This is a genomic window from Halomonas citrativorans (assembly GCF_900163645.1).
Lineage (GTDB): Bacteria > Pseudomonadota > Gammaproteobacteria > Pseudomonadales > Halomonadaceae > Vreelandella > Vreelandella citrativorans.
Window position 1 is genome coordinate 165,303 of the sequence record NZ_FUKM01000028.1, and the last position, 13,403, is coordinate 178,705.

14 protein-coding genes and 1 pseudogene are annotated in these 13,403 nt (G+C 52.8%); 11 read left to right on the forward strand and 4 right to left on the reverse strand.

Features of this window, described 5'->3' with window-relative positions; all coding sequences use genetic code 11:
* Positions 1–148 precede the first annotated feature (148 nt).
* On the forward strand, positions 149–1,054 hold the full coding sequence (locus CZ787_RS07055) for a LysR family transcriptional regulator (RefSeq protein WP_176372182.1): 906 nt from the start codon (positions 149–151) through the stop codon (positions 1,052–1,054).
* On the opposite strand, the gene CZ787_RS07060 is transcribed toward CZ787_RS07055, so the two are convergent.
* Positions 1,051–2,508 (reverse strand): cobyric acid synthase, encoded by a 1,458-nt coding sequence (locus tag CZ787_RS07060; protein WP_087107593.1) that lies wholly within the window; start codon positions 2,506–2,508, stop codon positions 1,051–1,053. The genes CZ787_RS07055 and CZ787_RS07060 overlap by 4 nt on opposite strands.
* Positions 2,509–2,863: 355 nt before the next feature.
* On the opposite strand from CZ787_RS07060, the gene CZ787_RS07065 reads away from it, so the two are divergent.
* From CZ787_RS07065 to CZ787_RS07095, 7 genes are all read left to right on the forward strand, one after another.
* Entirely contained in the window at positions 2,864–3,784 is a 921-nt protein-coding gene (locus CZ787_RS07065; RefSeq protein ID WP_087107595.1) for a glutaminase, read from the forward strand.
* Between the two features lie 224 nt (positions 3,785–4,008).
* Complete coding sequence (locus tag CZ787_RS07070) at positions 4,009–5,046, forward strand: substrate-binding domain-containing protein (protein ID WP_087107597.1); 1,038 nt, start codon at positions 4,009–4,011, stop codon at positions 5,044–5,046.
* Positions 5,043–6,059 (forward strand): ABC transporter substrate-binding protein, encoded by a 1,017-nt coding sequence (locus tag CZ787_RS07075; protein WP_087107600.1) that lies wholly within the window; start codon positions 5,043–5,045, stop codon positions 6,057–6,059. The genes CZ787_RS07070 and CZ787_RS07075 overlap by 4 nt, the downstream gene beginning before the upstream one ends.
* 2 nt (positions 6,060–6,061) lie before the next feature.
* Positions 6,062–6,952, forward strand: coding sequence for an ABC transporter permease (locus CZ787_RS07080; protein WP_087107602.1), 891 nt, complete (start codon positions 6,062–6,064; stop codon positions 6,950–6,952).
* Positions 6,949–7,737, forward strand: coding sequence for an ABC transporter permease (locus CZ787_RS07085; protein WP_087107604.1), 789 nt, complete (start codon positions 6,949–6,951; stop codon positions 7,735–7,737). Before CZ787_RS07080 ends, CZ787_RS07085 begins: the two co-directional genes overlap by 4 nt.
* A 53-nt stretch (positions 7,738–7,790) precedes the next feature.
* Positions 7,791–8,882 (forward strand): ABC transporter ATP-binding protein, encoded by a 1,092-nt coding sequence (locus tag CZ787_RS07090; RefSeq protein ID WP_087107606.1) that lies wholly within the window; start codon positions 7,791–7,793, stop codon positions 8,880–8,882.
* Positions 8,875–9,705, forward strand: coding sequence for a phosphodiesterase (locus tag CZ787_RS07095; protein ID WP_087107608.1), 831 nt, complete (start codon positions 8,875–8,877; stop codon positions 9,703–9,705). The genes CZ787_RS07090 and CZ787_RS07095 overlap by 8 nt, the downstream gene beginning before the upstream one ends.
* On the opposite strand, the gene CZ787_RS07100 is transcribed toward CZ787_RS07095, so the two are convergent.
* A complete protein-coding gene (locus CZ787_RS07100; protein WP_087107610.1) occupies positions 9,686–10,198 on the reverse strand; it encodes an O-acetyl-ADP-ribose deacetylase in 513 nt (170 codons plus the stop codon). The two genes, CZ787_RS07095 and CZ787_RS07100, sit on opposite strands and share 20 nt — an antisense overlap.
* Positions 10,199–10,216: 18 nt before the next feature.
* Complete coding sequence (locus CZ787_RS07105) at positions 10,217–11,074, reverse strand: methylated-DNA--[protein]-cysteine S-methyltransferase (protein WP_087107612.1); 858 nt, start codon at positions 11,072–11,074, stop codon at positions 10,217–10,219.
* Between the two features lie 147 nt (positions 11,075–11,221).
* Between CZ787_RS07105 and CZ787_RS19075 the strand changes: the two are divergent.
* Both CZ787_RS19075 and CZ787_RS07115 read left to right on the forward strand, forming a co-directional pair.
* Positions 11,222–11,431: pseudogene (locus CZ787_RS19075) on the forward strand (LysE family translocator); the annotation flags it as partial.
* A 42-nt stretch (positions 11,432–11,473) separates the two neighbouring features.
* Entirely contained in the window at positions 11,474–12,001 is a 528-nt protein-coding gene (locus CZ787_RS07115) for a YqaA family protein (protein WP_254908584.1), read from the forward strand.
* Here the strand turns inward: CZ787_RS07115 and CZ787_RS07120 are convergent.
* Complete coding sequence (locus CZ787_RS07120; RefSeq protein WP_087107614.1) at positions 11,958–12,275, reverse strand: antibiotic biosynthesis monooxygenase family protein; 318 nt, start codon at positions 12,273–12,275, stop codon at positions 11,958–11,960. The genes CZ787_RS07115 and CZ787_RS07120 overlap by 44 nt on opposite strands.
* 316 nt (positions 12,276–12,591) lie before the next feature.
* Here CZ787_RS07120 and CZ787_RS07125 point away from each other — a divergent pair, with 316 nt between their 5' ends.
* Positions 12,592–13,395: a helix-turn-helix transcriptional regulator gene (locus CZ787_RS07125; protein ID WP_087107616.1), complete on the forward strand. Its 804-nt coding sequence runs from the start codon at positions 12,592–12,594 to the stop codon at positions 13,393–13,395.
* Positions 13,396–13,403: the final 8 nt, after the last annotated feature.

Genomic DNA, 13,403 nt, shown 5'->3' on the forward strand with positions numbered 1-13,403 from the left:
ATCGCTCCGCCATAGTTCGCGATGACTGTATGAACGAAGAATGTCAGCCATTGTTTAATGTCTCAAATGCAAATATAGGTTGCTATAAATCCGTTTTGTGCATTAATGTGTTTTGGTTATTAATCACCCTCTTTAGCGCAACAATCCTATGCTGCATAGACTCGAATTTCTCGACCTCCAAGCCTTCATTTTGGTCGCTGAATTAGGCACCTTTCATGAGGCGGCGCAGCGCTTGCATTTATCGCAGCCAGCGCTTACTCGGCGCATCCAAAAACTCGAAGAACTCCTTGAAGTTGAATTACTTGAGAGAACCACGAGACGTACCCGGCTAACGCCAATTGGAGCTGACTTTCTACCCCGTGCCAGACGTATGTTAGAGGAGTATGAGTCCTCGATTTTGGGAATTCGCGAGCTCGTCACGCACCAAAAAGGCACGGTGACGATTGCCTGCTTGCCAACGGCGGCCTTCTACTTTTTGCCTAGTGTCATTCGCGTGTTTAGCGAGGCTTGGCCGGGCATTCGCATCCGAATTCTGGATGTCAGTGCTAACGAGGGACTGGAAAAAGTCATTAATGGTGAGGCGGATTTCGGCATTAACATGATCAGCGCGCAAAGCTCCGAGGTGCGCTTTACCCCGCTACTTCTAGACCCCTTTGTGCTGGCACTGCGCTCAGACCACCCGCTTGCCAGCAAAAAGCAGATTGAGTGGAGCGATTTAGAAGATGTGCGTCTCATTACTGTGAGCCGCGATAGTGGCAATCGCACGTTGCTGGATAACGCGCTTTCAGCGGAGGGTATCCACCTCAACAGCTTTTATGAGGTACAGCATCTCTCTACCTCATTAGGGCTGGTGGAATCGGGGTTGGGTGTGGCTATTTTGCCGCGCATGACCATGCCCGGCCCGGATCACGACACGCTCTGTTCTCGCGATTTACCCGAGCCACGCATTCAGCGCTCGATTGGTTTGGTGCGCAGCAACTCGCACAGCTTATCCAGTACTGCGCAGCTATTTATTGATCTTCTTTTAGAGCACTGGGGCAAAGAAGCTATCTAGCGACTTTCGGAAGGTAGCAACGCTAATACCGCCTCAATATCTACATGGGCTTCCAGCATATCCGCCAAGCGATCAAGTTCACGCTCTCGGTGGGCTTGGTAATCGCTGTGCTCGCCGTCAGCAAGGCCCAGTTGTTTTAACAGCCCATGGCAGGCATCAGGATGGTCAAATAGTCCATGCAGATAGGTGCCGATGATTTGGCCATCATCACTGACCGAGCCTTCTGGTCGACCATTAATATCAAATAGCGGCCTGTTCAGGGCGGAGCCTTCGCTAATGCCGTTATGAATTTCATAACCCGTGACCGTTGCCGTTTCGCCGACTAGCACACCGCTAACATTACGTAGCTGTTTGCCCAGCACCATACGTGTGGTGAGCGATAAAAGCCCCAATCCGGCTACTTTCCCTGGCTGCCCTTCTAGCCCGTCGGGGTCATCGACCCACTCGCCCAACATCTGAAAACCACCGCAAATACCCAACACCTTACCGCCATAGCGCAGGTGACGCTGAATGGCGTTATCCCAGCCCTGGCGCTTTAGCCAAGCTAGGTCGCTGGCAGTGCTTTTACTGCCCGGTAGAATGATCACATCAGCGGGGGGTATCGGCTGCTCGGGGCCCACGAAGGTCAGCGCTACCTGGGGGTGCAAACGCAACGGGTCAAAATCAGTGTGATTACTGATACGCGGCAATGCGGGCACGATGACTTTCAAAGCCGCTGTCTGCGTATTTTTGTGAGCCAGGCCAACGCTATCCTCAGCATCCAGTAATAATCCCTGCAGATACGGCAAGGTGCCGAACACAGGTTTACCTGTCCGCTGGGTCAACCACTCAAGCCCTGGATTCAGCAGGCCAATATCACCGCGAAAACGATTAACAATAAATCCCCTGGTACGCTCCTGCTCGCTTTTACTGAGCAACTCAAGCGTGCCTACCAACTGGGCAAATACGCCCCCTCGATCAATATCGCCAACCAGTAACACGGGGCAATCTGCCGCTTCCGCAAACCCCATATTCGCGATATCGCCCTTGCGCAGATTAATTTCAGCAGGGCTGCCTGCCCCTTCGGCAATAATGACATCATAACGGCGCTGCAATGCATGCCAGGCGGCCATCACACTTTCCTGAGCTGTCTGCTTAAAGGCGTGATAATCCAACGCCCTCATATGGCCGTACACCTTGCCGCGCAAAACTATCTGAGCGCCACGATCCGACTCCGGCTTAAGCAGCACAGGATTCATATCACTATGAGGCGCAACGCCAGCGGCCTGCGCTTGTAAGGCGGTAGAGCGGCCGATTTCTCCGCCATCTTCGGTTACGGCACTGTTCAATGCCATGTTTTGAGGCTTGAAAGGAGCCACACGAAAGCCTCGACGTTTAAGTACTCGGCATAGCCCGGCGACCACGGTGCTCTTACCTGCATCTGACGTGGTGCCTTGAATCATTAAGGTGGCCATGCGACATGCTCCATACGTTCAGTTAGCCCAGTAAAGGCCGAACTGTAGCGAGCACTCTACAAGGATGCAACGCACATCAATGGCAAAGAAGACCATCCTTGCGGCGGCGCCCCAGCAGGCTTAGCGATTCAAACAAGCGCTTTACGACCCACAGCGCTGCCAGTACCGAACTGATTCGACCAGCACGTTCGCTCTGTTGTTTCGCGCAGAATAAGGGCGTTGTTGGGCACAACAGCAAGGCTTCCAACACTCAGGCTTGTAAAAACTGGCCTACTAGCTATAGGCTTCTGGCAGACATGGCCGCTGTTTTCGGTTACTTTGACAGCCCTCTTTTACCCAAAATTAACGGCTATAAATGCAAGATTTACTCAACGAGATCGCAAGGGCAATGGCCGCCGAAACCGAGCGTGGAAAAGTGGCCGACTATATCCCTGAGCTTGCTCATGTGGACCCCCAAAGATTTGCCATTTCACTTGCTACAGTGGAAGGCGCACACTACTCAGCCGGTTGTGCCACCACTCCTTTCTCGATTCAGAGTATTTCGAAAGTGTTTACGCTGACGATTGCGTTGGGAAAAATGGGCGATGCGCTTTGGTCCAATGTAAGCCGCGAGCCATCGGGTGATCCGTTTAACTCTATCGTTCAACTTGAGCACGAAGGCGGCAAACCGCGGAATCCATTTATTAATGCCGGGGCGATAGCGGTCGTTGACGCCATCATGATGGGTCATGAACCCAAGGAAACGCTTGCCGAACTGCTAAGCTTTGTGCGCTATATTGCGGACGACGACAGCATCTGCTTTGACCATACTGTCGCTGCTTCTGAAATGGCGCACCGCGACCGCAACGCCTCGCTTGCCCACTTTATGAAAGCATTTGGCCGCCTGCGCCACGATGTCGATAAAGTCCTGGGCACCTATTTTCACCAGTGCGCCATTGCCATGAACTGCCAGCAGCTTGCTCATTCAGGACTATTTTTGGCGTCTGATGGCGTTAACCAGCCCAGCAACATTCGCGTCGTCTCCCCTCAACGGGCTCGGCGTATTAACTCGTTGATGATGATGTGCGGGCATTATGACGCCTCGGGTGAATTTGCTTTTCGGGTGGGGCTACCGGGTAAAAGTGGCGTCGGTGGTGGCATCCTGGCAATCGCCCCAGGCCAAGGCGCCATTGCTGTCTGGTCACCAGGCCTGGATGAATATGGCAATAGCCTGCTGGGCACGAAAGCACTTGAAATGTTTGTTCAACGCACCGGCTGGTCAGTATTTGGGCATTGATCTGATCGTTTTTACTCCTTCAAGTTATCACTCACAATCTGGTTAGTAATAAAAAAACTACAATATTTCTACCTTGCTAACCAGACAGCATCCTGCTGATGGTAAAACTGCCATCAAATTCTTGCCAAATTTACATCTCCTCGACATCAGTTCGTAACAGTCCCTCGCTAGTCTGACACCCAACCAATGAGATCGATCTCATTTCATCAATAACAGGTGCTGGCATGGCAGATTTACTCAGCGTGGCAAAACTCGCCGGCGTCTCTCGGGCAACGGCCGCACGCGCTTTTTCAACCCCTGATTTAGTACGCGATACAACGCGGGAAAAGGTCTTCCATGCAGCTCAACAGCTTGCATTTAGGCCTAACAAAGTGGCTCAGCAGTTGCGCTTACAAGCAACGCAAATGATTGGCGTCATGGTACCTAGTCTTGATAACCCGGTATTTGCGGAACAGCTTCAAGCCATGGAAGTAGCCGCTCGGGCCTGCGGGTATTCACTTATTGTTACGACGAGTGAATACGATGCCAGTCGTGAGAACGACATTGTCGAAGAGATGTTACGTCAGCGAGTTGATGGCTTGGTGCTAACCGTGGCTGAAGCTGATAAAAGCACCGTACTTACTCAGCTACGTCAAGAAACTACGCCTTGCCTACTTGTTTATAACCCTCCCGGCAATAGCGGTTTTCCCTCTGTCGGCGTTGATAATCACGCCGCTAGCGAAGCCGCCACCCACTACCTTATTTCGCTGGGTCACCAGCAAATTGGCATGGTCGCCGGCCCATTACTGCAATCCGACCGTGCGCGACATCGCTATGAAGGTTATTGCCTTGCCATGCAGGCGGCTGGGCTACCCCCATATCCACTCATTGAAATGCCCCGTCACACCCAAGCAGACCTGAAAAGTCTAGCGCCGCATTTACACGGCACCGATGGACTCAGTGCGCTGATTTGTACCAATGACCTACTCGCCATCAGTTTGATAGGCGAACTTCAACGAGCCGGGCTTTCGGTACCTAGCGATCTATCCGTTATGGGGTTTGACGGCATTGCCCTGGGAAAATATCTCTATCCCTCGCTTTGCACCGTTGAGCAACCCCGTGCGGATATTGGTCGTGCAGCCATTCACACGATGTTGAACATGATTCGGGGTGAAAGACCCGTTCTTACACCCCTGCCCTATGTATTACGAAAGGGCGAAAGTGTCGGAGCTCCGACAACCAGAAAGACCCCACCAGGTATTTCATCGAGGAGTATCACATGAACGTTAAGCATCTATATCAAGCGCTATTGGCCACTACGCTGATCAGCGCTTCAAGTAGCGTGATGGCTCAAAACAGTGATAATGCTATTTGCTACAACTGCCCGCCCGAGTGGGCAGACTGGGGCACACAGCTACGCCTGATTGAGCAGGAAACCGGCATCAGGGTGCCACAAGATAATAAAAACTCCGGCCAGTCACTGGCACAGCTAGTGGCAGAAGCCAATAGCCCTGTTGCTGATGTGGTCTACTACGGAGTGACATTTGGTATCCAGGCGATGGAAGCCGACGTGGTTGAGCCTTACCAGCCAGCCCATTGGGATGAAATACCTGAGGGCCTTAAAGACCCTGACGGTAACTGGTTTGCCATTCACTCAGGTACGCTTGGCTTTATGGTTAATGTCGATGCCTTGGATGGCGCCCCCGTTCCTACCTCCTGGGCAGACCTGCTAAAACCTGAGTACCGGGGCATGGTGGGCTATCTTGATCCCGCTAGCGCTTTTGTGGGTTATGTAGGTGCAACCGCGGTTAACTTGGCGCTGGGCGGCGACCTTGACGACTTCACCCCCGCCATCGACTACTTCAACCAACTCTCCGATAACGCTCCCATCGTTCCTAAACAAACCAGCTACGCCCGCGTGCTTTCCGGTGAAATTCCGATTCTACTGGATTACGACTTTAACGCTTACCGTGCCCGCTATAGCGATGGTGCCAACGTTGACTTTGTGATTCCTGAAGAAGGCAGCGTCGTTGTGCCCTACGTCATGAGCTTGGTGAAAGATAGCCCTAACCCGGAAAACGGCCGTCAAGTGCTTGATTTCGTACTTTCCGATCAAGGCCAAGCGGTATGGGCAGATGCATATCTACGCCCGGTACGCGAAGAGGCTATCTCAGCAGAGGCCCGTGAAGTCTTTCTGCCCGATAGTGATTACGCCCGCGCCGCCACGGTAGATTATGACGCCATGGCCAATGCCCAGCGCAGCTTCTCCGAGCGGTATCTTTCGGAGGTTCGTTAATCATGGCAGTCATATCCAAGCAGCCCCTAGGGGCTGCTTATTCAGCCACCCAAGCAATAAGCCAAACCCCGAAACGTAAAAACTTCATTGCGGTATTCGCCTTAGCGCCAGCACTAGCCGTATTTTTCGCTTTTTGGCTACTGCCGTTTTCTCGTTTGATTCTAATGGGCGCTGAAGCCGATCGTAGTAGTGGTATCAGTGCTTATCTCACCATTCTTACCCATCGACAGTACTTAATTAGCCTCGTCACCACCGTCACAATCTCCTTTACCGTCTCACTTATTGCTGTGGGCATCGCAGGCATAGCCGGTTTTTTTTTGGCACGCCACCGTTTTATAGGTAAATCGGTATTGGTCGCGACTCTCACCTTCCCACTTGCCTTTCCAGGCGTGGTAGTCGGCTTTTTAGTGATTATGCTGGGTGGTCGTCAGGGGGCTTTGGCTCAATTAAGCCTGTGGTTATTCGATGAGCGCTGGATGTTCGCTTATTCACTTGCTGGGCTATTTATCGGCTATCTCTATTTTTCCATTCCACGCGTCATCACCACGGTAATGGCGGCTTGTGAAAATTTAGACCGAAGTCTTGAAGAGGCTGCCCGTTCGCTGGGGGCAAACTCATGGCAAGTTACTAAAGATGTCATTGTGCCGGGTATTGCGCCCGCTTTACTTTCGACCGGCGCTATCTGCTTTGCGACCAGCATGGGGGCATTTGGTACCGCTTTCACGCTCGGCACGCGGCTGAGCATTTTACCTCTCGATATCTATGGCGAATTTACCAACTACGCCAACTTCGCCATGGCAGCCGCGCTATCTGTTGTGCTTGGGTTGATTACCTGGGTCGCATTAAGTCTGGCCCGCAAGTTGGCGGGCGGCAATGTAGGAGCCCCCGTATGAATCCACGTATCCGATTCTTCCTACAGCTGAGTTTCACTCTGCTGGTTTGCCTCTTCATGATCATCCCCGTGGCCATGTCCGTCATGGCTGGGCTGACCGAGAACTACTTTGTTGGCCTTAAAAGCGGTTTGACGCTGCGCTGGGTAAGTGAGGTATGGCAGCTTTACTCCAACACAATCTGGCTTTCTATCAAGCTGGCGCTAGCCTGTTTGGTGATTACAACGCTAATTGGCGTGCCCGCGGCTTATGGCTTGCTACGCAGCCGCCGTCGCTGGGCCAATGCGATTGAGGAACTGCTCCTGCTGCCGGTGGCCGTGCCAGGCCTTGCCACTGCCCTCGCTTTACTACTTGCCTACGGTAGCTACCGGGAATTTCGTGGAAGCTGGCTATTCATTTTGGTAGGCCATGTACTTTTCACTCTGCCATTTATGGTGCGAGCCGTGCTTTCTGTTATGCAAACCGCGCGTCTTCCGCTGCTTGAAGAAGCGGCAGCAAGCCTAGGAGCCAACTTCCGACAACGCTTTCTTGCGGTGGTGATTCCCAACTGTCTTAGCGGTATTTTGGCGGGCGCGCTGATGGTCGTCACCCTATCAATTGGTGAGTTCAACATTACCTGGATGCTGCATACCCCGCTTACTAAAACCCTTCCGGTAGGCCTAGCCGATAGCTATGCCTCCATGCGCCTTGAAGTGGGGTCGGCCTACACGCTGATCTTTCTAGTGATGATTGTCCCACTGCTGGTGGCTATTCAATGGGCCGGGCGGCTTTCCAGCCCACGCCGTTAAGCAACCAGAACATCTAACTCGCCCCGTCGCCAAGAGATAACCCCGAGATCGATATGAGTTCATCCGTCAGCATCACCCTAACCCAATGCAGCCGTACTTTTTCCGGTAACCACAAGGCCCTGCAACCGCTAGATCTCCACATTAACGCAGGAGAAACCTTGGTATTACTTGGGCCGTCTGGATGTGGCAAAACTACTACACTGCGCATCATCAGCGGCCTTGAAAGCCCGGATCAGGGCGGTCGCGTCCAATTTGGCGAACATGATGTGACTGCCCTGCCTATTGAAAAGCGCGATGTCGGCATGGTATTTCAGAACTACGCCCTGTTTCCCAATATGAGTGTTGCCGCCAACATTGCCTACGGTTTGAAAATACAGCACTTGCCCCGTTCTGAGATTGAGCAACGGCTGGCTGAGGTCATGCGTATGGTGGATCTGGAGGGCTTTGGCGAGCGGCGTATTGATGCCTTGTCAGGTGGGCAAAAACAGCGCGTTGCCCTAGCGCGCGCTATCGCCGTTCGCCCCAAAGTGCTGCTATTTGATGAGCCCCTTGCGGCTCTGGATGCCAAGTTGCGCGACCGGCTGCGCCTGGAAATCGGCCAGCTACTACGCGAGCTGGGCACAACCGCGGTTTATGTGACCCATGATCAAGACGAGGCGATGGCCTTGGGAGACCGTATCGCAGTGATGCAAACCGGGAGAATTGCACAATTGGGTACGCCCCAAGAGATTTATCACCAGCCCGCCAATGCGTTTGTGGCCGACTTTATCGGCGCGGTGAATCGCTTGGAAGTCATCGGAAAAGGGGCTGATGGTCATCTCTCGGTGCAAGGCGGTGAATTGACCGCGCCTCACCTACAAGAGGCACCAAGCGTTTACTGTCGTCCAGAGGATATCGAAGTGGTCGCTCTAGCGGATGCCCAAGTAAAAGGCCGCATTCTACAAAGTATTTTTCTAGGGCAGTCTCAGCAGTTAATGGTTGATACAGGTGGCGCTACACCGATTCAGGTTAAGGCATCATCGCGCCAGGTTTGGCCCACCGGCGCCGCTATTGGTTTGAACCTGCCCCCGCAAGCGCTTTTTCATCCAGAGCTAAGTCATTCAAAACTAGCCGCCACAAGCGCCAAGGAGCAGGCCAATGGGTAAATCTTGTCTTATCGCTCAAATCAGTGACCCGCATATCAAAGCTGGCGGGCGCCTTTCCTATCGTCAAGTGGATACTGCCGGTGCTCTACGCCAAGCCATTCAAACGCTCAATCAGCTAATGCCACGCCCCGATTTAGTACTCATTAGCGGTGACCTGGTCGACTTTGGCCACCCCGATGAGTACGCGACATTTAAACAGATTTTGGCGGAGCTAACGCTGCCGGTTTATCTGATCCCCGGCAATCATGATGACCGCGATCATTTGCGTACTGCTTTTCCCGAGCATGACTATCTCTTTCAAGACGCTCATTATTTACAGTGGGTAATTGATGACTACCCAGTACGCCTAGTGGGGCTGGACTCCTCCGTGCCGGGCGAGCCTTACGGAGAGCTAAGCGAGGAAAGCCTGTGCTGGCTGGATAAAACCCTGGCCGAACAGCCGCAAACCCCAACGCTGGTGATGCTCCATCATCATCCATTTATCAGTGGCATTGATCATATGGACCGCCAGCCTCTTAAGCAGCCCCACGCGCTGGCCGAGATAATTAACAAGCATGCCCAGGTTGAACGCGTGCTTTGCGGGCATGTACACCGCACTATTCAGGCACGCTTTGGAAATACGTTAGCCATCAGCTGCCCTGGAGTTTCGCATTATGTCAGCCTGGATCTAACCCCAGACAGCCCTTCCCGTTTCCAATTAGAGCCGCCAGGGTATTTACTACACCAATGGTCAGCAGAGGCAGGCATGGTGACGCACCAAGGTTTTATTAAACAGTACCCGGGCCCTTATCCGTTTTACGACGCTAACGGTCTAATTGACTAATACACGCTTCATACACCGCTAAATCCCCGGCAGAAAAGCAGCAAAACGTCACCGTCTCAACGGTAGAGCCCTGCCTTAGAGCCTCGCTCACCGTTGAGACAGCAATCCGTGCAGCTGCTTCAATAGGATAACGGTATACGCCGGTACTGATGCTCGGAAATGCTACCGAGCGTGCGCTTACCGATTCAGCCAGAGCCAAGCAGCGCTGATAGCAAGACGCCAATAATTCAGCTTCGCCGCGTGTTCCGCCGTGCCATACAGGGCCAACGGTATGGATGATAGTACGTGCTGGCAGTTTAAAGCCTTCGGTCAGTTTTGCATCGCCAGTGGTGCAGCCACCCAGCGTTCGACAGGTGTTAAGCAGTTCCGGTCCGGCCGCACGGTGAATGGCGCCATCTACACCTCCGCCACCCAGTAATGAGGTGTTAGCCGCGTTAACAATGGCATCAACATGAAGCGTAGTGATATCGGCTTGTATCGCGGTAATGTTCATTTACAACCTCCTTGTTGGCTATTTAGATGCACCGAACGGCTCCACTTCCGGTGTTAAGTGCGCCAGCTCCCAGGCCTGCACCATCTGCTTTTTAGCGATGCCCCAACGGTAGCCGCCTAACGCCCCGCTTTGCTGGATAACACGGTGGCAAGGAATCCATAACGCAATCGGGTTAGCACCCACCGCATTGCCTACGGCTCGCGACGATTTAGGCATGCCCAACGCTTGAGCAATCTGCGTATAGCTTGCCAGCTGGCCTTCAGGAATGGTGAGTAGTGCTCGCCATACTGCGACTTGGAAATTGGTACCGGTCACGTGAAGCGATAACGTACCAGGTTTTGTTTTAGAAGTTGCAAATAACGCATCAACCACATACGCCGTCGCCGCTGGATGATGATTGAGCGAGCTTCGCGGCCACTCCTTGGCAAGCCGCGCCAGCAGTTCATCGGCGCTCGTAGCATCCACAAAGCCCATACGGCAAACGCCGCGCGGGGTCACCGCTACCAGCACGCTGCCCAAGGGCGTTGCATGCACGCCGTACTCGATACAGACGCCCTCCCCTTGACGTTTATGCTCTCCAGGCGTCACCGCTTCTAACTGCACAAAGTGATCATAAAGCCGAGAGCCACCGCTCAGCCCAAGCTCGTGAGCAACATCCAGTAATGCCCGCGGCTCTTTTAATAATTGCTTACCCCGCTCCAGGGTGAGGGCCTGCAAAAAGCGCTTGGGCGAAATACCTGCATAGCGGCAGAACAGACGCTGAAAATGGTAGGCGCTTAAATGCACATGAGCCGCAACCTCTTCCAAACTGGGTTGCAATACCGCCCGCTCGACCATGTAGACCATCGCCTTTTCGATACGCGCATAATCATCCATTGCCGGTTCCTCTGTGTGATACCGAAGCCCTCCTAGCTTAAGCGCTCCCTAGCGGCCTGCCGACCCGAATCTTGCGCATATCATTTTTATACAATACCCCGTCGCCACATCATCGCACACTCCCCCTCACTGTTTAGGAGGATCACAATGTGCATTTCGCTATTACTACCCATGTCAGCCTTTGCCCTTGCCGCATCCATTTCTCCTGGCCCCGTCAATTTGATATGCCTCAGTAGCGGCACCCACTACCCTATTGTTAAAGGGTTAATCTTTGTGACAGGAGCCACACTAGGGTTTATAGCGCTGTTTTTAGGAATTGGTGCAGGGCTTTACGCTTTGCTTACCACCGTGCCTCTAAGTCCTAAAATGTGGTTCTAGCGCATTAACGGCTCAAAGAATATGCTATGGCTATTGGCTACCAACACTACATTGGGCTGTCTGATCGCCTCCCTGGTGGGCTACAGCGTAGGCTTGCTGTTATTTACGTCGGTAGGCACATGGTTTATCAACGTCACCGGTATGCAGGAGAGCTTTCAGGCGTTTCAACTGTTTTTTGATCAATACGGTTTCGCTGCCATTATAGCCATGGGTATCCTGCCTATCCCCTTTCCGATAGCCATGATAACTGCGGGCCTTTCGGGCTACCCTGTCTTGCTGTTCTTACTGGCGGCATTAATTGCTCGTGGCCTTCTCTCTCTACTATGGCTTAGCCTGGCTGGTTTATCGCTTTGGTCATCGAGTGCTGTTGCTATGGAAGCGCCACGCGTTGTTCACCAGCTTGATAGGGGGCGTAATAGTGCTGTTGGTTGCTCTGGGACTACAAGCACTCACGCGCTTGATGATGTAACCGACATAAAACAGAAGACCAGGAAAGTGGCACCCGCTAGATACCGTAATCCCGCTCGACCTTGGCAATTCGGGTTTTAAAGTGCTGATACCACTGCTGATGCCCAAGCCGCTGTGCTTCTTTATGTTCGGCATGCGCCTTCCACGCTTTAATCGAGGCCAGGTCAGCCCAGTAGGAAACCGTAATGCCCACCTCATTTCGAGCCGATTCAACGCCTAAAAAACCTGGCTGCTGCATGGCTAACTCAACCATGCGCCCCGCCATGGCATCATAGCCATCTTCAATCCCCGTACGCACGGAAGTGAAGATAACGGCGTAATACGGGGGTTCTGGAGTCGTTGCGATAAGGGCCATGAAGTTCTCTTGATCTGAAAGCAGTTCAAAAAAGCATACCGTAGACGAAGCAGTAGACTCCATAGCTAATTATTGGTGTTTACTCATCAAATCAATAGCGTTGCGCGTGAGATGGTGCTTTACCACGACGCAGCGGGCAAGAGCCCCAGCTTAACGCTTGGCTTGAAGGGCTCAACCACGTGGATTGATGATTAAACAGTTCATTGCGAAGTGAGAACTTCACTGTCCAAGCATAGCCACTTTCCCAGCCCATGTGTTTACGCTTTAATACAGCTTATGCGATGAAGCCCATTCATCAACAAAGCAGGTTGTCGCCATGGCCCACTTTATTCTGCCCGGTAACGCCGTTCATTTGAATTTCCAGCAGCGCCTGCCCGACACCAACCTTCGCACATGGGTGCAATGCCTTTGGTCGATGGGCGGGCAAAGCACCCTGGCGCATCCCATCGTAGAAAAGCTTTACCCCGACGCAGGCGCCAGCCTCATCATCCACCTTGGAAGCTCTCGCCCCATCGTCACGCTCTGCTTTAACAGACACATGTTGCTTGAGACGTTTGATACGTCCATCCCCCGTATGGGCATTCGGTTTAAACCGGCCAGTATATATAGCCTCCTGGCCTTATCCCCGGAACAGTGTATAGACGCGCATCTTTGCTTGGGCGATGACATAAAACCTTCTTGGATGAGCAGTTTAATGCCGGTGGTGGAGCGCCTTTATCAGCTTGATGCACCCAAAGGATTAGCCCTGCTTGAAACATGGCTTCTGGGTTTACTCAAAAGTCGACTAATGAGCAAAAGCCCCGTGCCAGGAATTATCCAGGCCATTAACCAGTTACAGTTCCCACCTGAACAGTTAGCTGCCAATGTTGGGTTAACACGACGCACCCTGGAACGTCGATTAAAACGTGAAGTCGGTGTCTCGCCTGGCGCATTGGTGACGTATGCTCGCCTCAACCGAGCGCGACTGTGCTTACTTGAAGCTGACCGGCCGCTATCAGAAATAGCGCTCCATTGTGGCTACTATGACCAGCCGCACTTTACCCACGCCTTCCAATCTTTTACCAACGAAACACCCGCCTCTTATCGCCAGCGCAAATTGTCGCAAATTTACAAGGCGTAGTACGCACA